Origin of the sequence: Bradyrhizobium sp. USDA 327 (assembly GCF_041262065.1) — a bacterium.
Lineage (GTDB): Bacteria > Pseudomonadota > Alphaproteobacteria > Rhizobiales > Xanthobacteraceae > Bradyrhizobium > Bradyrhizobium liaoningense.
The window spans coordinates 3,867,078-3,884,937 of record NZ_JBGCCW010000001.1 but is presented as its reverse complement, the minus strand read 5'-3'; the positions used below and the strand labels follow the sequence as shown (position 1 = coordinate 3,884,937).

Sequence of the window (17,860 nt, the reverse complement as noted above, 5' to 3'; positions counted from 1 at the left end):
TCCGGGAGCGGATCGTACCGCTCCCGGAAAAAGGCGAGCCTCAGAACGCGAACTGCGTGCGCATCGCGACCGCGTCGAACTTCGAGCCGACATCGGCGGTCGAAATCGGCGAGGCCTGTCGCGACACCGTGCCATGCAGATAGTCCAGCATGAAACGGACATTGCCGTTGACGTACCAGTTGAGCGCGAGGGTGTAGACCGTCTGCCGGCCGCCGGCGACACCGGTCGCGGTCGCGAGCTGATCGTTGAGGTCAATCGTCGAGAAGCGGCCCGCGATTTCCCACGCCCCCCAGCCGCCGCCGTCGAGCGAGAACGGATGCGCGGGCTTGACGCCGTGATAGGCCGCGGCCGCGGCATTGTAGGCCCGGCTTTCTCCCGTCAGCACGTAGCCGGCCTGTGCGTAGCCACCCTGGAATTTCAGGCTCGGTGCGCCGACCAGCGGCACGCCGGTGTTGGCGGTGCGATCGACGTTGTACCAGAAGTACTCGCCCTGGACGATGAACGGCCCGTAGGTCGCCGCCGCTTCGACGCTGTAGACCTGTGCCCCCGAGACATTGGCGATGGCACCGGTGGAGATCAGGGTGGTCGGGTCGAGACGCAATTCCGGACGATCGCTGAGCGTGACCGTCTGCGTGTTGGCGATCAGGTTGCGCGGCGGCTGGATCAGCCATTGCGCGTCGGCGCCGATATGCACGGAGTAGTCCTTGCCGCTGATGGGATTGCCGGCGACGCGCGCCACGGCGCCATACTGCTCGCTCGTACCCGGCGGCGAAGCGCTCGAGGCGGAATGGATCGCGCCGGTCGAGGGTCCCGTGACATAGCCGCCGATCCAGAGCTGGTCGTTGAACCAGCGCGCACCGGCTGCGGAGCGGAAGTCGCCGGCGGCGATGTTGGTCGCGATCACACCGGGTGAGGCGCGTTCCATGAACATGATGTCGTTTGAGCTTGTCGCTTCGTCGAGCGTGTATGGCAGATCCATGATGCCGGCCTCGATCGCCATCTTGCCGCCGAACGGCTTCAAGCCGGTGTAGCTGAGATACGCGTTCTCGACGCCGGAGACGCCGCCGCCCGGCAGCGATCCCGGCGCGGCGCCGCCAAATCCGTCGGACGAGCCGCCGAAATCGTAGACCAGCGCGAAGTTCCAGTCGTTGAAGAACTTGCCGGCGACGCCGATGCGCGCGCGACGGACGTTCTGGCCGCTGTCGAGCTTCTGCGGCACAGTGGCCGCGGTATTGGGACGATAGTCATAGCCGCCGACATCCCAATGCAGGCGGCTGGTGATGGCAACGCAGTTGGCCTGGTCGGCGGTGCAGATCGTCGGGCGATTGTTCGGCATCGTCACGACGACGCCGGATGCCGGGGCCGGTCCCTTGACGGGGATCGCCGCATTGGCGTTGGCAACGACGGCCTTCGCCTCCGAACGCGCCTCGGCCTTCGCTTCAGCCCTGGCTTTCGCCGTGGCCGCCGTGTTCGCCGCGGTCTGACTCTGGAGCTTGTCGAGCTTCTGCTCCAGAATCTTCAACTGCTGCTTCAGCAGCGCGATCTCCTGCTCGCTGCTGCTCGCCGATTGGGCCTGGGCCTGCGAGGCCGCCAGCGCACCGGCGAGACCAATTGCCGTGGCTGTAATTCTTGTCCTGCTCACGTCATGACTCCATCGTTTGACGAACTTCCCCAAGTTGTTTGCGGAGCCTAGGTGTGATCGATGACTGCCCCGCGACGCTGCGCCCGGTTGCGCGGTTCCCACTGGTGCAAATTCGCCGCAACCGAATCCGCGTTACTCCACAATGCTGGATGACGCGCATCATGCCAATCCATCGCTCCGGCAGATTGCCGAATCGCACGCTGGGCATGCATTCGGGAGACACCGGAATGAGGCCGAATATTGCCGCCACGCGCCCTTCTATTGAGGGGCGAACGCGCCTATATTCCGACGTCTTTTCCAAGAGGTAGGAATGTTTCGATCGACCTGGACCGCCGTCGTCACGGCCTTGTGCATAGCCTTTTCGGCCCATTTCAATCCGGCCTCAGCGCAGGACCGCCGCGTCCCGTCATCGCCGGCCGAGCTGCGGCTGTCCTATGCGCCGATCGTGCAACGGGTGCAGCCCGCGGTCGTCAACGTCTATGCCGCCAAGGTGGTGCAGAACCGCAATCCGCTGCTGGACGACCCGATCTTCCGCCGCTTCTTCGGCGTGCCGGGTCAGCAGCCCGAGCAGATGCAGCGCTCGCTCGGCTCCGGCGTCATCGTCGATGCCTCCGGTCTCGTCGTCACCAACGTCCACGTCATCGAAGGCGCGGACCAGGTGAAAGTGTCGCTGTCGGACAAGCGCGAGTTCGAGGCCGAGATCCTGCTGAAGGATTCGCGTACCGATCTCGCCGTGCTGCGCCTGAAAGACGCCAAGGAAAAATTCCCGACGCTCGATTTCACGAATTCCGATGAGCTATTGGTCGGCGACGTCGTGCTGGCGATCGGCAATCCCTTCGGTGTCGGCCAGACCGTGACCCACGGCATCATCTCGGCGCTGGCGCGCACGCAAGTCGGCATCACCGACTACCAGTTCTTCATCCAGACCGATGCGCCGATCAATCCCGGCAATTCCGGCGGCGCGCTGGTCGACATGAGCGGCAAGCTCGCCGGCATCAACACGGCGATCTATTCGCGCTCCGGCGGCTCGCAGGGCATCGGCTTTGCGATTCCCGCCAACATGGTGCGCGTCGTCGTCGCATCAGCCAAGAGCGGCGGCAAGGCAGTGAAGCGGCCGTGGCTCGGGGCAAGATTGCAGGCGGTGACTCCGGAGATCGCGGAAAGCCTCGGCCTGCGCTCGCCGACCGGTGCGTTGGTCGCAAGCGTGGTGCCCAACGGCCCCGCAGCGAAGGCCGGTCTGAAATCCTCCGACCTCATCACCGGCATCGACGGCCAGGCCGTCGATGATCCCAACGCTTTCGACTACCGCTTCGCAACCCGTCCGCTCGGCGGCACCGCGCAGATCGACGTGCAGCGCGGCAGCAAGCCGATCAAGCTGACCGTGGCGCTGGAGACCGCGCCCGATACCGGGCGCAGCGAACTCGTCGTCACCGCCCGCTCGCCGTTCCAGGGCGCGAAGGTCTCGACCATCACGCCCGCGGTTGCTGACGAGCTGCGTCTGGACGCCGACACCGAAGGCGTCGTGATCACCGATATCGGCGGCGATACCGCGGCTGCCAATGTCGGCTTCCAGAAAGGCGACATCATCCTGGCCGTCAACAACCAGAAGATCAGCAAGACCGGCGATCTCGAGAAGGCCGCAGGCGAGCGGCCGCGGATCTGGCGCATCACGCTGGTGCGCGGCGGCCAGCAGATCAACGTCACGTTGGGCGGATGAGTCCGAAGCGACCACAGCAGACGCCGACTCTCTTTGCCGCGGCGGGGCTCGACCACGAGGCGCCGCATCCGCTGCCGGACCGGCTGCGTCCGCGCACGCTGTCGGAGGTCGTCGGCCAGGACCATATCCTCGGCCCCGACGGCGCGCTGACGCGCATGCTGGAGACGCGCACGCTCGGCTCGCTGGTGTTCTGGGGCCCGCCGGGCACCGGTAAGACAACGGTGGCGCGGCTGCTGGCGGATGCGACCGATCTGCATTTCGAGCAGATCTCCGCGGTGTTCTCCGGCGTCGCCGATCTCAAGAAGGCATTCGATGCCGCGCGCGCCCGCCGCGAGATGGGCAAGGGCACGCTGCTCTTCGTGGACGAGGTGCATCGCTTCAACCGCGCCCAGCAGGATTCCTTTCTGCCTGTGATGGAAGACGGCACGGTGGTCATGGTCGGCGCCACCACCGAGAACCCATCCTTCGAGCTCAACGCAGCGCTCCTGTCCCGCGCCCGTGTGCTGGTATTTCGTTCGCTCGATGCCGCCGCGATCGAAAAGCTGTTCGCGCATGCCGAGGCGGTCGAGGGCAAGAAGCTGCCGCTGGATGCGGAGGCGCGTGCGGTGCTGGTGCGCATGGCCGACGGCGACGGCCGCGCATCGCTGACGCTTGCCGAAGAGGTCTGGCGTTCGGCGCGGGCGGACGAGATTTTCAATGCCGCGCAGTTGCAGGACATCCTGCAGCGCCGCGCGCCGATCTACGACAAGTCGGCCGACGGCCATTACAACCTGATCTCCGCGCTGCATAAGTCGGTGCGCGGCTCCGATCCCGATGCCGCGCTGTATTACCTCGCACGCATGTTAGACGCCGGCGAGGACCCGCTGTTCCTGGCCCGTCGTGTCGTGCGTATGGCGGTCGAGGACATCGGGCTTGCCGATCCGCAGGCGCTCGTCGTCGCCAATGCGGCCAAGGATGCCTTCGACTTCCTCGGCCACCCCGAAGGCGAGCTCGCGATCGCGCAGGCCGTCGTCTATCTCGCCACCGCGCCGAAATCGAACGCGGTCTACACCGCCTTCGGCACGGCGATGCAGGTCGCCAAGCAGGCCGGCTCGCTGCTGCCGCCGAAGCACATCCTCAATTCCCCGACCAAGCTGATGAAGTCGGAAGGCTACGGTGCAGCTTACGAATACGACCACGACGCCCCCGACGCCTTCTCCGGCCAGGACTACTTCCCCGAAGCCCTGGGCCGCCAGACCTTCTACGACCCGCCGGAGCGCGGCTTCGAGCGGGAGATCCGGAAGCGGCTGGATTACTGGGCCAAGCTTCGGAAGGAGCGGGGCGGTTCGCGCTAGAGGCGACCATTTCGTCGTGACGAATGGCCGCTTTTAGGCTAGGCAGGCAATCATGAGCCGCCGCATCAAGAGAATGAATCCAAGGCCGCGTTCGCGAGACGAGCGCGAGGACGCGCGTCCACATCAGGCGCGCAGCGCGAAGAAGGCCGGGCCGCGGCCGGGCGGCAAGCCCGGCAGCAAGCCGCCGCGCTTTGCGGGCGAACGGGCCGAGCGGCGCGCGCCCAAAGCTGTGCTGGAAAAGGCCGTTCCGGCAAAGCCGGTCGAGGCATTGCTGCCCACCAAGGTCCAGACCGTCACCGTGACGGCCGACGAGAACAACATGCGCGTCGACCGCTTCCTCGAAGCGCGCTTTCCCGGCCTGTCGTTCTCCCACATCCAGCGCGTCGTCCGCAAAGGCGAGCTGCGCGTCGACGGCAAGCGCGTCGACAGCAAGGACCGCCTCGAGGAGGGGCAGAGCGTCCGCATCCCGCCGCTGAAGCTCGACGCACCGAAGGTCGTCGGGGAGCTCTCGGACGCTGCGCAAAAAACGCTCAAGGCGCTGCAGGAGATGACGATCTACGAGGACGACGACGTCCTCGTCCTGAACAAGCCGGCCGGCCTTGCCGTGCAGGGCGGGTCGGGCATGACGCGGCACATCGACCAGATGCTGGAGGTGATGCGCGACGCCAAGGGCCAGAAGCCGCGCCTCGTGCACCGCATCGACAGGGAGACGTCGGGCTGTCTCCTGATCGCCAAGACGCGCTTCGCCGCCTCGCACCTGACCGGCGCATTCCGCTCGCGGTCGGCGCGAAAGGTGTATTGGGCTCTGGTACCGGGCCTGCCGAAGCCCAAGCAGGGCCGCATCTCGACCTTCCTCGCCAAGGAAGAGAGCGAGGACGACACCATCATGCGCATCGCCCAGCATGGCGATGAGGGTGCGAGCCACGCGGTGACCTATTATGCGGTGGTCGAGACCGCGGGCAACAAGCTGACCTGGGTGTCGCTGAAGCCGGTAACGGGCCGCACCCACCAGCTGCGCGCCCACATGGCCCATATCGGCCATCCGATCGTCGGTGATCCCAAATATTTCAACATCGAGAATTGGCAGCTGCCGGGCGGCTTGCAGAACCGGCTGCATCTCTTGGCACGCCGCATCGTCATCCCGCATCCGCGCGGCGGCGTGATCGACGCCACCGCGCCGCTGCCGCCACATATGCAGCAGTCGTGGAACCTGCTCGGGCTGGATGCAACCAGATTTGATCCGATCGAGAACGCGCCTGAAGAATAATTAAGTCAGGTTGAACGGGGGCAGTCGGAGCACAACATATCGCCTATGAAACGGCTCGCGATATGTCTCGTGGTTCTGACCGCACTGTTCATGGGGCAGGGGGCTCAGGCACAATTGGTGCTGCCGGGCCCCTCGCAGGTCGTTCCGCTGCCTTCGCCGCCACCGCCGCCGAAGCTCGAGGTGCCGAAGATGCCGCAACTCGATGCGCCGCCGAGCTACAATTACCAGCCGCTTCCGCGTAATTCGTTCGGCGATCGCTTTTCGAAGTGCCTCGAGGATGCCGCAGGCGCGGGGCTGAGTCCCGGTCACCGTGGCACCTATGCGCTCAGATGCGCGAACTAGGGTCGATCTAGCGGCTAGGCCCGGCGAACAGGTCCGCAACGCCCGCCAAGTTCCCTCATGCCCGCCGCTCGCTTTATCGGCTGCCGGGTTTATCCTAAAAGCCTGGCATTCAGCGGCAGGGACTGAAGAACCGAGATGCGCGAATTGTTCGATGAAGCTGCGGGGCAAACCCCGCCCGATCCGCGCGAGGCGGCCCGCCGGTCGGCCCGCCCGCCGCAGCGCAAGCGCTTCTACAAGGAGGCGGGCGTGAGCGAGGCCGAGGGCGGGTATGCCATTGCGCTGGACGGCAGGCCGATCCGTACGCCGTCCGGTCGCCAGGTCGTGATCCCTTCGCGCGAACTCGCCGATGCGGTGGCCGCGGAATGGGCGGCCCAGGGCGAGACGATCGACCCCATGGCCATGCCGTTGACGCGGATGGCCAACAGCGTGGTGGAGGGGGTCATCGATCGCGTCGAGCTCGTCAGCAGCGACCTCGCCAGATATTTCGAGTCCGATTTGCTGTTCTATCGTGCCGGCCATCCCGAGGGACTGGTCGCCCGCGAGGCCGCGCATTGGGATCCCGTGCTGTTCTGGGCGGCGGGGACGCTGGGAGCGCATTTCATCCTGTCCGAGGGCATCATGCATGTGAAGCAGCCGGACGAGGCGCTTCGGGCGGCTCGCGCCGCGCTGCCGCAGGATGCCTGGTCGGTCGCCGCTCTCCATGTGGTGACGACCCTGACCGGCTCGGCGTTGCTGGCACTGGCGCTCGCCCATGGCGCGCGGGACGCCGACCAGGTCTGGACCGCCGCCCATGTCGATGAGGACTGGAACGCCGAGCAATGGGGCGTGGACGAGGAAGCAGCTAGCCGCCGGGCCATCCGCCTCAGGGATTTCGAGGCCGCCGTGGCTGTGCTGGCAGCCGTAAATCCGGCCGCAACCACAGGTCCTTAACGAGAGGTTTACGACGCAGCGTTACGGTAGCCGGCGCTCCCTAAGGCCGCTGAGATGCCGACGCCGGTCACTCCCATTGCTCCCGTCAGCGCCGCCAGCCCCTTGGCTGATGCGGCAACACCCGATCTTGTGCTCCAAGCCGGCAGCGTCGTCGATGCGAGGGTCGTCAGCGTCCTCGCCGACAATCTGGTGCGGATCGCGATCGCAAATCTTTCGCTCGACGTGATGTCGGAAGTCGCGCTGTCGCCCGGGCAAAATCTCCAGCTGGCGGTGTCGCGGAACGACGGCACCGTCCGTCTTGCCGTCGTGGGCGGGACAGGCGAGGCGGCCGCCGACGTGGTCACGCTGACGCCGCGTGCGGCCTCGCTGGTGGAGAGCCCGCCGCTTGCGCCGTCGGCGGGCGCCGCGCGCAACACGCTGACACCTCCGGAGCAAGTCGCCGTCACGGTGGCTTCGGCCGATGCCGTCACCAGGCAGGGCAGCCAGGCGCCGCTGTTTGCCAATCTGGCCGCCGTCGTCACCGGCAGCGATCTGCCTGCGGGCTTGAAGCAGGCGGTGCTGGCCGTGCTGGCTCAGCAGGCGCCGCTCGATACCGGGCTTGCCGGCGGCGATATCGAATCCGCATTTCAGAAGTCGGGGCTGTTCCTCGAGGCTTCGCTCGCCGCAGGCGCGACGCCGTCGTCAGGCACAATGCCCGATCTGAAGGCGGCGCTGCTGGTGCTGCGCCAGGCACTGGCCACGTTTGAGAGGGCCGTGCCATCGACACAAGGCGCCTCGCCGGCTCCGGCAGCAGGTGGGGCGGCGCAGGCGGGATCGCCATCAGCCGAAATCGCGCAACAGCCGCAAACGCCGCGCAGCGCCAATCCCGCCGCGGCCGTGCTCGCCGATATCGCCGGCGGCGCTTCGCAGGCGGCGACGTCGCGGACCATGTCCGCTGGCCTTGCCGCGAGCCTGCTGCAAGAGGCCACGCAGAGCCTGCCGCGCCTGACCGGCAACGTGCCGGGCTCGAACAAGGTCGTGCCGGATGGCCACGTCTTCGAAGCTGCCGCACACGCGACGCCCCCGCCATTCCGCGGTGCGCTGCCGGCGCCGCAGTCCATCGCCGCGCCATCGCTCGCGCCGGATACGCCGCTCGCTGCCACCGTGCATCGCCTGCTCGATGACACCGATGCGGCGCTCGCGCGGCAGACGCTCTTGCAAATTGCTTCGCTCCCCGATCGCATCGATGCCAGCGGGCACCGCATCGATCCGGCCGTGCCGCAGTGGAATTTCGAGATTCCGTTCGCGACCCCGCAGGGCACTGCGATGGCGCAGTTCGAGATCTCGCGCGATGGCGGCAACGAGTCCGCCGATCCTGCCCAGCGCACCTGGCGCGCGCGCTTCTCCCTTAATGTGGAGCCGGCCGGACCCGTGCATGCGCTGATCACGCTGAACGGCGACAAGACCTTCGTGCGGATGTGGGCGGAGCGGCCGGCGACGGCGCAGCAGCTCCGTGCCGGCGTCGGTGAGCTCAGCCAGGCATTGACGAGAGCCGAACTCAAGCCGGGCGACATCGTGGTCCGCGACGGCACGCCGCCGCAGCCGGCGCCCGCCCGCGCCGGGCACTTCCTGGATCGCGCGACATGAGCGATCCATCCAAGCTTGCGATCGCGCTCCACTACGAGAAGGGCACCAACGCGCCTGTCGTTGTCGCCAAGGGCAAGGGCACGATCGGCGAAAAGATCGTCGAGATCGCCAAGGCTCACGACATCCCGATCGAGGAGAACGAGATTCTGGCGGGCGCGCTGTCCAAGGTCGAGCTTGGTGAGGAGATCCCTCCGGATCTCTACAAGGCCGTCGCCGAGGTGCTGGTTTTCGTGCTGCGGCTGTCGGGCCGGGGGCGGTAAAATAGCCTGTCATCGTTTCACCACGTAGCGGCTGCATGGTCGCACGGCTTCTCACAGTTCACGGATATCGCCTTTGCTGACCCGTCGTTCCACCCTCGGTCTTCTCGCCGCAGCCGCGGTGTTGCCATCCCGCGCGCGCGCCCACGTCGCGCCGCCGCGCAATGAAATCCGTGAGAGTCTTGCAAAGCGCTTCACCGATCTCGGCACATCCGGCACCTTCGTCGGCTACAAGGTCGAGGACTATCTGATCGTCGCCAGCGACAAGGAGCGCTCGGGCGAGGGCAAGCTGCCGGCCTCGACCTTCAAGATTCCGAACGCGCTGATTGCGCTGGAGACCGGCGTGGTCGCTGACCCCGACAAGGACGTGTTTCCCTGGGACGGCGTCAAGCGCTCGATCGAAGCCTGGAACAAGGATCACACACTGCGCAGCGCCATCGCGGTGAGCGCGGTGCCGGTCTTTCAGGAGATTGCACGGCGCATCGGCCAGGAGCGCATGCAAAAATATGTCGACGAGTTCGACTACGGCAATCGCGACATCAGCGGCGGCATCGACCAGTTCTGGCTCACCGGCGCCCTGCGCATCGATCCGGTCGAGCAGGTCGATTTCGTCGACCGGCTGCGCCGCCGCGTGCTGCCGATCTCAAAGCGCAGCCAGGATCTCGTCGCCGACATCCTGCCGGTGACCAAAGTGGGCGACAGCATCATCCGCGCCAAGTCGGGCCTGCTTGGAGCCGAGCGCGGCGAGCCGTCGCTCGGCTGGATGGTCGGCTGGGCCGAGAAGGGCGAGGCGCACACCGTGTTCGCGCTCAATATGGATTGTAAGGAGCCGCGTCTCGTCGGCGAGCGCATGCCGCTGACACAGGCCTGCCTTGCCGAGATCGGCGCGATCTAGCTCCAACGCCGTTGCCGCCTGAGCTGGCTTGAAGAGCGCCTGCAAGAACTCCTCCACGGCGCCGGGGACGACCGTCGCGAGCATCTGGGCGATGCTTGCGTGATGCGCGGGCCAAGGTGTCGTGATCGCCGCCGTGCCGATTGGGCCCACGCCACATTCGGCGCCAGCCCGTGAGCGCGAAGCAAGCCTGATCGGCTGCCCGGTCAATCGGGCCGGAACACCGAGTCTTTCGAGGTCGCGCGCCAATCAGGCGGCCTTCTGCCGCCCGATCTGGCCGAGATGGGTAAAGGAGAACCCGGCGGAATATTTCAGGCCGTAGCCGAGCGCCCGGTCGATGCCGATATGGGCAAGCCAGATCAAAGCGATGGACAAAGTGAGGGGCGAGGCGAGGCCGAAGCCCAACGTCAGCAGCGCCACCGGCGCCATGTAGCTGTGGGCGGCGTTGTAGATCATCGCGCCGAATTTGGCGTCGGCAAGATAGCCCAGAAAGCTCAAATCCGGGGCGAAGAAGAGCACGGCGAAGACCAACCAGGAGCCGTCCCAGGCCCAGTAGAGCGTCACCATCCCTGCGAACAGGGTCAGGCCCTCCAGCCGCAGCAGGATGTTGACACCGCCCGTCGCCGCGCCCGTCTCGGCCGTTCCTTCGGTCATCTTCGTCTCCTGGGCAAAGCTCTGTAATTCCTTGCGCTTTCACGCTGCGGCAGGGCAGCCCTGCGACGCCGAAAGCCGCTTCCCGGCCCGCAAAATGCCGTGTTAGAACCCCCGGCGTCACTTAAGGCTTAAGAACTGGCGGGAGCAAATGAAACACATCCTGGACGCCCTCGAAGACCGTCGCGCCGCCGCAAAACTCGGCGGCGGGGAAAAGCGCATCGAGGCGCAGCACGCCCGCGGCAAGCTGACGGCGCGCGAGCGCATCGAACTGCTGCTCGACAAGGGGTCGTTCGAGGAGTTCGACATGTTCGTCGAGCACCGCTCCACCGAGTTCGGCATGGAGAAGACCAAGGTGCCTGGCGACGGCGTCGTCACCGGCTGGGGCACCGTCAACGGCCGCAAGACCTTCGTCTTCGCCAAGGATTTCACCGTGTTCGGCGGCTCGCTGTCCGAGACCCACGCGCTGAAAATTACAAAACTCCAGGACATGGCGATGAAGGCGAGGGCGCCCATCATCGGCCTCTATGACGCCGGCGGTGCCCGCATCCAGGAGGGCGTCGCCGCGCTCGCCGGCTACTCCTACGTCTTCCGCCGCAACGTGCTGGCCTCGGGCGTGATCCCGCAGATCTCCGTCATCATGGGGCCCTGCGCCGGCGGCGACGTCTATTCGCCCGCCATGACCGACTTCATCTTCATGGTGAAGAACACCAGCTACATGTTCGTCACAGGGCCCGACGTGGTGAAGACCGTCACCAACGAGGTCGTCACCGCCGAAGAGCTCGGCGGCGCCTCGGTGCACGCGACGCGCTCCTCGATCGCCGACGGCGCCTTCGAGAACGACGTCGAGACGCTCCTGCAGATGCGGCGCCTGATCGACTTCCTGCCGTCCAACAATACCGACGGCGTGCCGGAATGGCCGAGCTTCGACGACATCGGCCGTGTCGACATGTCGCTGGACACGCTGATCCCCGATAATCCGAACAAGCCCTACGACATGAAGGAGCTGATCCTGAAGGTCGTTGACGAGGGCGACTTCTTCGAGATCGCGGAAGCCTTCGCCAAGAACATCGTCACCGGCTTCGGCCGCATCGCCGGCCGCACCGTCGGCTTCGTCGCCAACCAGCCGATGGTGCTGGCCGGCGTGCTCGACAGCGACGCCTCGCGGAAAGCCGCGCGCTTCGTCCGCTTTTGCGACGCCTTCAATATCCCGATCGTCACCTTCGTCGACGTGCCGGGCTTTCTGCCCGGCACCGCGCAGGAATATGGCGGCCTGATCAAGCACGGCGCGAAGCTGCTGTTTGCGTATTCGCAATGCACCGTGCCGCTCGTCACCATCATCACCCGCAAGGCCTATGGCGGTGCCTTCGACGTCATGGCTTCCAAGGAGATCGGCGCCGACATGAACTACGCCTGGCCGACCGCCCAGATCGCGGTGATGGGCGCCAAGGGTGCGGTCGAGATCATCTTCCGCTCGGACATCGGCGATCCCGACAAGATCGCGGCGCGCACCAAGGAGTACGAAGACCGCTTCCTCTCGCCCTTCATCGCCGCCGAGCGCGGCTACATCGACGACGTCATCATGCCGCACTCGACCCGCAAGCGCATCGCAAGGGCGCTGGCGATGCTGAAGGACAAGAAGACCGAAATGCCGGCGAAGAAGCACGACAATCTGCCGTTGTGAGGACGTGTAGCCCGGATGAGCGCAGCGACGTCCGGGTTCTTTGTCCAAGTCCCGCATGTCGCTTCGCTCATGCGGGCCACTGGTTCCTTCTGATTTGGCATCCTCGATCCAATGACCGAAGACGATCCGACCGACGAAATCTCCGATATCGAAGATCGGATCGAGGCGCTCGCCGAGATCGCCGAGCGGTGTCGGAAGTACATCCTGGCGTCCAAGATCGCCATCGGCGGGGGAGCAGCGCTACTGTTGGTTACGATCCTCGGCCTATTTGGCACAGGTCAGACCGCGGCGCTCGGCTCGATCGCTCTGGTGCTCGGGGGGATCGTCTCCCTCGGCTCGAACGTCAGCACGCTGCGGCAGACGGATGACGCCATTCGTGTTGCGGAGGCGCAACGCGCGGCACTGATCGGACGCATCGACCTTCGCCTGGTCGCCGATGCTCCGTTGAAGCTGGTGTGACGCAACCAGCGCCGCCACGCCTCACGCGGCCGTCTTGAGCGTCAGCACCGACAATTCCGTGCGGCATTCAGCGGCGAAGGCTTGAAGTCGCTCGGCCGTCTGCCGGTCGAGGATGGCTTTTGCCAGCCGCTCGGCGCGGGCGATCTGTTGCTTGAGATATTCGATGGGAGCCATGGGTCACCTCTCAGCGGAAATAAACTCAGGCGAATTGCTTCATTCGGCGATGGCGACTCTATAGGCCAGGAGCTGGATTGAATGTGTGAGCCACATCACGCCTCGTGCGTCGCATCCGCCGCGGCGAAATGCGCCATCTGGTCGGCGTGGGCCTTGGCGAACGCCGGACGTCCGGTGGCGCGCGCGACGTAGGCGCGGCAGGCAGGGCTGTCCGTCAGCCCGTCGAAACCATCGACGACGCGCAGCACGTCCGCCATCAGGATGTCGGCGACGGAGAAGGAGCCCGCCAGCCATTCGCGGCTGCCCAGCACCGGCTCGAGATGCTTGAGCCGGAGCTTGAGGAAGTCGTCGACGAATTTCCACGCCGCCGTGTCGGTCGGATGGCCCATGAACTTCGACATGCCCCAGGGCAGGCTCGCCATCTCCACCGAATTGAGCGCCGCGAACACCCATTTCGTCGTCTCGCTGCGGCCGCGCGGATCGGATGGCATCAGCTTCTCGCTGAGCCCGCCGAGATGCAGCAGGATCGCGCCGGTCTCGAAGATCGAGATATCGCCGTCGGTCAGCCACGGCACCTGCCCGAACGGCTGGTGCGCGAGGTGTGCGGGCCCGCGGTCGCCGAACGGGGCGCTTGCGACGCGATAAGGCAGCGCCGCCTCTTCGAGCGCCCAGCGCACGCGAAGGTCGCGCACAAAGCCTCGCGGCGGTTCGGGAACCCAATTGAAGGTGGTCAAGGTGAGGTCGGCCATTTGCTGTCTCCGTGTTCGAAGCAAAGGACGAGCGAAGGGCGCCCGTCCCGACATCGGGGCCCGCTTTTTTGTCGCCGGCGGCTTAACCGGCTAGGCTCGCGCCAAACAACAGGAGGAAACCCGATGCCAGCAGCCTTTTTCGTCGTCCGCGCCATCGTCACCGATCCCAATAAGCGCGCTGCTTTCGACCGATGGTACGAGACGGAACACCTGCCCGATGCGGTGAAGGCGTTCGGCGTGAGCAAGGCCTGGCGGTTCTGGAGTCTGGACGATCCCTCGCTGCACCAGGCGATGTATCAGTTCGATGACGAGGCAAAGCTGAATGCGATGCTGAAAGGTGACGCGCTACGAAAGCTCGTCGCCGACTTCAACCGCGACTGGCCCGACGTGAAGCGCACGCGCGAAACGCTTGTGCTGGCGCAGGAATTAGCGAAATAGGCGGGAGACATCCGCAGCTCAATAAATCTGAACGCGCGATTCAGCTTCGGTTCATGTCGTGAACGCGACACTTCCTCTGCATCACAAGTCACGATGACCAAAGGAAGAAATGATGGAGCGCCGGAACTTTTTGAAACTTGCATTGGGGGTGACGGCGGGCGCCGCCGCCTTCGCCGCGACGGCCGCGCAGGCCGCGCCGCTGTCACCGCAGCCGGTCGGTGACCCCGCCCGTATGCCGCAGGGCAATTCCGACGCTCATCCCGCGGTCACCACCAGCGAGGAAGCCACCAAGCTGACGCCAGAGCAGGTACACTACGGCCATCACCGCCACTGGGGCTGGCACCGCCGTCATTGGCGCCGGCATCGCCGACGCTGGCACCGCCGCCATCACTGGTAAGCTCGCGACGTTCGCGGATTGGACGGGGATCGCCGCCGGCGGTCCCCGTTTCGATTCTGGAGGCGCTCCAGTTCCATGGCGGCCGAATTGTTGACAGCAACTCCCAAAAAAATGGCCGCGCTGGCTTCCGCCGCGCGGCCACTTTGAACGCAAATGGACGAGATCAGAACGGGCGGCAGCGGCCGGCGTACCAGCGGAAGCCGTAGGGGCACACGCGTGCGCGAGGCACAACGACGACCGGCGCCGGGGCGACCACCACCGGAGCGCGGCGAACGACGACCGGGCCGCGCATCGGACGGCAGCCGCCATAGGGGCCGCGATACCAACCCGGGCCGCAACCTCCGGCGGCGCTGGCCGCCTCGCTGAAACCGACGACCGCGCTGGCGAGCATGACGGCGGCAAACAGGTATTTCATTTGGTCTTCCTTCTCGTCCTTAGGCAGGCTAGGGGAACGGCGCTTGCGGCGCACAATGAATCAAGAGACACGATTCGACACGTTAAATCTGGGGCGTGCCGACACGTCGCGATCCAAACCTGCCAATCATGACCTGAATGCGGCATGAACGTTCCGCGCATCCTGCCTCAGACGACACGCAACTGTCGCTAGCGGCCGAGAAAACCAAGCACCAGCTCCTTGTACTTCTCGGGCGCCTCCAGAAAGACGAGATGCCCGGTGTTCGGGATCACCTCGGCCCGCGCATTCGGCATCTTCGCCGCCAGCGCCTTCGCCAGCTCGGCGTTCTGCCCCATCTTGGCCCGCAGCGCCTCGGGCGCGAGTGGCCGGCCCGGTGCGTTATGGTCGTCGGCCCCCATGATGAACAACGTCGGCAGCGCGATCAGCGGAATCTCGTGCGCCACCGGCTCTCGGTAGATCATCTGGCCTGAGCTGACGAAGGCGCGCAGCCAGCGCGGATAGTCGGGGCTGCCCTTGATGTTGAAGCGGGCATCGATGAACGGCGTGATCGCCTCGGCCGGCAGCTTGATCGCGTAATTGGTCTGGAGCTGCTTGCGATAGCCCTCGGCGGTGAGCTTGTCCTCGGTCTCGATTATCTTCTCGGTCGGCGTCGGCGGCACGTAGAGGCGGTAATCCTCCAGCCCGATCGGCGCGGTCAGCACCAGATGGGCGACGCGTTCGGGATAGGCGCGGGCGATGCGCACGCCCAGCATGCCGCCGAGCGAGTGGGCGACGATCTCGGCCTTGTCGATCTTGAGATGATCGAGCAGCGCGATTGTGTTGCGCGCCAGCGAGTCGAAATGCAGTTCGCCCTGCGGTTTGGAGGATTTGCCGAAACCAATCTGGTCCGGCACCACGACGCGGAAGCCGGCCTCGCTCAGCATCTTGATCACCGGCGCCCAATAGCTCGACGGGAAATTGCGCCCGTGCAGCAGCACCACGGTGCGGCCGTTCGGCTGCGCGGGCGACACGTCCATGTAGGCCATGCTGAGCTGCTCGCCATCGTTGACGACCGGCAGGAGGTGCACGGGGTAGGGATAGGCAAAGCCTTCGAGCGCGATGCCATAGGGCTCACGGGGCGGGCTGTCGGCGGCGATGGCGAAGGTGAACGGAGAGACGAGAAGGGCGGCGGCGAGCGCGGCCGGGAGGAGGCGGTTCATGGAGGGTCTCGTAATTGGAGCAGTCATTCCGGGGCGCGCGCAGCGCGAACCCGGAATCTCGAGATTCCGGGTCTGGTCCTTCGGACCATCCCGGAATGACAATGCGCATAAAGACGTCAACGGCCGGGTCAAGCCCGCCCACGACGAGAGCCCGCATTCACACGCAAACGTGCGAACCCACGCGCCCCGCGTGATCAGTCCTGCCCGCTGCCGAACAGCGTGGCGAACTGCTTCTCGCCTGTGCGGGTGAAATTCACCACGCGGCTGCCGGGCGTGGCATCGCGCGAGGCCCATTTCAGTTCGGCGAAGCGCTGCATCAAGGCGGCGCCCAGCGTGCCGGCGAGATGATGCCGCCGCTCGCTCCAGTCGAGGCAGGCCTTGCACACCGGGCGGCGCGGATGAGTCAGCATCTCGGGCGAGATCTGCAGATGCTTGACGAGGAAGCGCTCGCCCTCGGCCGTCAGCTCGATGTCCTGCTTCTTCTGCCTGACGAGGTTTCGCTCGCGCATGGTGTCGAGCATCTGCACGCCGAGATCGCCGGCGAGATGGTCGTAACAGATCCGCGCCCGCCGCAGCGCCGGATCCTTCGGTCCGGTGCGCACCCGCATGTGGCCGGTCCGCGCGGCGAGGCCCGCGAGGCCCTCCAGCACGCCGGCGACGTCGTCGTCGGTGAGGCGGTAATAGCGGTGGCGGCCCTGCCTCTCGGGCTCGACGAGGCCGCCGGCCTCGAGCTTCGAAAGATGCGAGCTTGCGGTCTGCGGTGTGATGCCGGCCTCCTGCGCCAACTCGCTCGCGGTGAGCGCGCGGCCGTTCATCAGCGCCGTGAGCATGTTGGCGCGCGCGGGGTCGCCGACGAGGGAGGCGACCATGGCGATATCAGGACCTGCTTTCATGCTTCGATGGTAGTCGAAGCATTGTGGCCGGGCAAGGGCGTAGCGTGTTGCTTCAAGCACAGGAACCCGTCATGTCCGTCACCGTCTTCATCCGTTACCAGCTCGATCCCTTCAAGCGCGCGCAGTTCGAGGAATATTCGAAGCGCTGGCTCACCATCATCCCGAGATGTGGCGGCGACCTGATCGGTTATTTCATGCCGCATGAGGGCACCAACAACATCGCGTCCGCCCTGATCTCGTTCGAGAGCCTGGCCGCCTACGAGGCCTATCGCAAACGGCTGCGGGCCGATCTCGACGGCATGGCAAACTTCAATTTTGCCGAGTCCGAGAAATTCATCCTCGCCGAAGAGCGCACCTTCCTGCGCAAGGTGGTATTGTAGGCCAACCAACAGCAGGAGATGCTCATGATTGCCGTGATCTTCGAGGTCTGGCCCAAGCCGGAACACCGCCAGGACTATTTCGACCTCGCGGCCGATCTGAAGCCGCTGCTGCAGACCATCGACGGCTTCATCTCGGTCGAGCGCTTCGAGAGCCTGACCGAGAAGGGCAAGATCCTGTCGGTGTCGTTCTGGCGGGATGAGGCAGCCGTGCAGGCCTGGCGCAACACGATGGAGCATCGCCGCACGCAAGCGAAAGGCCGCGCAAAGATCTTCGCGGACTATCATCTGCGCATCGCCAGCGTGATCCGGGATTACAGCATGACCGACCGCGAGCAGGCTCCGAAGGACAGCCGCGCCGTACACGACGGGCACTAGCGCACTTGAAAGGGCGCGCCTATCTCTGCGCGGCCAACT

21 protein-coding genes are annotated in these 17,860 nt (G+C 65.7%); 14 read left to right on the top strand and 7 right to left on the bottom strand.

Features of this window, described 5'->3' with window-relative positions; genetic code table 11:
• Window positions 1-40: 40 nt before the first annotated feature.
• Window positions 41-1,642, bottom strand: coding sequence for an OprO/OprP family phosphate-selective porin (locus tag ABIA42_RS18055; RefSeq protein ID WP_370122713.1), 1,602 nt, complete (start codon window positions 1,640-1,642; stop codon window positions 41-43).
• Between the two features lie 310 nt (window positions 1,643-1,952).
• On the opposite strand from ABIA42_RS18055, the gene ABIA42_RS18050 reads away from it, so the two are divergent.
• The 8 genes from ABIA42_RS18050 to blaOXA all read left to right on the top strand — a co-directional run bounded on the left by ABIA42_RS18050 (window position 1,953) and on the right by blaOXA (window position 10,010).
• Complete coding sequence (locus tag ABIA42_RS18050; protein ID WP_271532386.1) at window positions 1,953-3,359, top strand: DegQ family serine endoprotease; 1,407 nt, start codon at window positions 1,953-1,955, stop codon at window positions 3,357-3,359.
• Window positions 3,356-4,693, top strand: a complete 1,338-nt coding sequence (locus tag ABIA42_RS18045; RefSeq protein WP_370122717.1) for a replication-associated recombination protein A — start codon at window positions 3,356-3,358, stop codon at window positions 4,691-4,693. Before ABIA42_RS18050 ends, ABIA42_RS18045 begins: the two co-directional genes overlap by 4 nt.
• A gap of 52 nt (window positions 4,694-4,745) precedes the next feature.
• Complete coding sequence (locus tag ABIA42_RS18040; protein ID WP_271532379.1) at window positions 4,746-5,960, top strand: RluA family pseudouridine synthase; 1,215 nt, start codon at window positions 4,746-4,748, stop codon at window positions 5,958-5,960.
• 69 nt (window positions 5,961-6,029) lie between these two features.
• Entirely contained in the window at window positions 6,030-6,302 is a 273-nt protein-coding gene (locus ABIA42_RS18035) for a hypothetical protein (RefSeq protein WP_370122721.1), read from the top strand.
• 135 nt (window positions 6,303-6,437) lie between these two features.
• A complete protein-coding gene (locus tag ABIA42_RS18030; protein ID WP_370122724.1) occupies window positions 6,438-7,232 on the top strand; it encodes an ATP12 family chaperone protein in 795 nt (264 codons plus the stop codon).
• A gap of 54 nt (window positions 7,233-7,286) precedes the next feature.
• A complete protein-coding gene (locus tag ABIA42_RS18025) occupies window positions 7,287-8,858 on the top strand; it encodes a flagellar hook-length control protein FliK (RefSeq protein ID WP_370122727.1) in 1,572 nt (523 codons plus the stop codon).
• On the top strand, window positions 8,855-9,118 hold the full coding sequence (locus ABIA42_RS18020; RefSeq protein WP_319327145.1) for an EscU/YscU/HrcU family type III secretion system export apparatus switch protein: 264 nt from the start codon (window positions 8,855-8,857) through the stop codon (window positions 9,116-9,118). Before ABIA42_RS18025 ends, ABIA42_RS18020 begins: the two co-directional genes overlap by 4 nt.
• 73 nt (window positions 9,119-9,191) lie before the next feature.
• A complete protein-coding gene (gene blaOXA, locus ABIA42_RS18015; protein WP_370122730.1) occupies window positions 9,192-10,010 on the top strand; it encodes a class D beta-lactamase in 819 nt (272 codons plus the stop codon).
• 246 nt (window positions 10,011-10,256) lie between these two features.
• On the opposite strand, the gene ABIA42_RS18010 is transcribed toward blaOXA, so the two are convergent.
• Window positions 10,257-10,661: a DUF4260 domain-containing protein gene (locus ABIA42_RS18010; RefSeq protein WP_370122732.1), complete on the bottom strand. Its 405-nt coding sequence runs from the start codon at window positions 10,659-10,661 to the stop codon at window positions 10,257-10,259.
• 148 nt (window positions 10,662-10,809) lie between these two features.
• Between ABIA42_RS18010 and ABIA42_RS18005 the strand changes: the two genes are divergently transcribed.
• Together ABIA42_RS18005 and ABIA42_RS18000 are read left to right on the top strand one after the other, a co-directional pair.
• Complete coding sequence (locus ABIA42_RS18005) at window positions 10,810-12,342, top strand: acyl-CoA carboxylase subunit beta (protein WP_028182322.1); 1,533 nt, start codon at window positions 10,810-10,812, stop codon at window positions 12,340-12,342.
• Between the two features lie 111 nt (window positions 12,343-12,453).
• A complete protein-coding gene (locus ABIA42_RS18000) occupies window positions 12,454-12,801 on the top strand; it encodes a hypothetical protein (protein WP_370122736.1) in 348 nt (115 codons plus the stop codon).
• A 21-nt stretch (window positions 12,802-12,822) separates the two neighbouring features.
• On the opposite strand, the gene ABIA42_RS17995 is transcribed toward ABIA42_RS18000, so the two are convergent.
• Entirely contained in the window at window positions 12,823-12,975 is a 153-nt protein-coding gene (locus tag ABIA42_RS17995) for a hypothetical protein (RefSeq protein WP_370122739.1), read from the bottom strand.
• 95 nt (window positions 12,976-13,070) lie between these two features.
• Window positions 13,071-13,724, bottom strand: coding sequence for a glutathione S-transferase family protein (locus tag ABIA42_RS17990; protein ID WP_370122742.1), 654 nt, complete (start codon window positions 13,722-13,724; stop codon window positions 13,071-13,073).
• 123 nt (window positions 13,725-13,847) lie between these two features.
• Here ABIA42_RS17990 and ABIA42_RS17985 point away from each other — a divergent pair, with 123 nt between their 5' ends.
• Both ABIA42_RS17985 and ABIA42_RS17980 read left to right on the top strand, forming a co-directional pair.
• Window positions 13,848-14,162, top strand: coding sequence for a hypothetical protein (locus ABIA42_RS17985; protein WP_271532357.1), 315 nt, complete (start codon window positions 13,848-13,850; stop codon window positions 14,160-14,162).
• 112 nt (window positions 14,163-14,274) lie between these two features.
• On the top strand, window positions 14,275-14,559 hold the full coding sequence (locus tag ABIA42_RS17980) for a twin-arginine translocation signal domain-containing protein (protein ID WP_271533694.1): 285 nt from the start codon (window positions 14,275-14,277) through the stop codon (window positions 14,557-14,559).
• Between the two features lie 163 nt (window positions 14,560-14,722).
• Here ABIA42_RS17980 and ABIA42_RS17975 read toward each other — a convergent pair whose 3' ends face one another.
• From ABIA42_RS17975 to ABIA42_RS17965, 3 genes are all read right to left on the bottom strand, one after another.
• Complete coding sequence (locus tag ABIA42_RS17975) at window positions 14,723-14,974, bottom strand: GCG_CRPN prefix-to-repeats domain-containing protein (protein WP_271532354.1); 252 nt, start codon at window positions 14,972-14,974, stop codon at window positions 14,723-14,725.
• Between the two features lie 188 nt (window positions 14,975-15,162).
• Complete coding sequence (locus ABIA42_RS17970; protein WP_370122747.1) at window positions 15,163-16,173, bottom strand: alpha/beta fold hydrolase; 1,011 nt, start codon at window positions 16,171-16,173, stop codon at window positions 15,163-15,165.
• A gap of 194 nt (window positions 16,174-16,367) precedes the next feature.
• Entirely contained in the window at window positions 16,368-17,066 is a 699-nt protein-coding gene (locus ABIA42_RS17965) for a metalloregulator ArsR/SmtB family transcription factor (protein ID WP_370122750.1), read from the bottom strand.
• 71 nt (window positions 17,067-17,137) lie between these two features.
• Between ABIA42_RS17965 and ABIA42_RS17960 the strand changes: the two genes are divergently transcribed.
• Together ABIA42_RS17960 and ABIA42_RS17955 are read left to right on the top strand one after the other, a co-directional pair.
• Complete coding sequence (locus ABIA42_RS17960) at window positions 17,138-17,446, top strand: NIPSNAP family protein (RefSeq protein WP_370122753.1); 309 nt, start codon at window positions 17,138-17,140, stop codon at window positions 17,444-17,446.
• A gap of 24 nt (window positions 17,447-17,470) precedes the next feature.
• Window positions 17,471-17,821, top strand: a complete 351-nt coding sequence (locus ABIA42_RS17955) for an antibiotic biosynthesis monooxygenase (protein ID WP_028178598.1) — start codon at window positions 17,471-17,473, stop codon at window positions 17,819-17,821.
• Window positions 17,822-17,860: the final 39 nt, after the last annotated feature.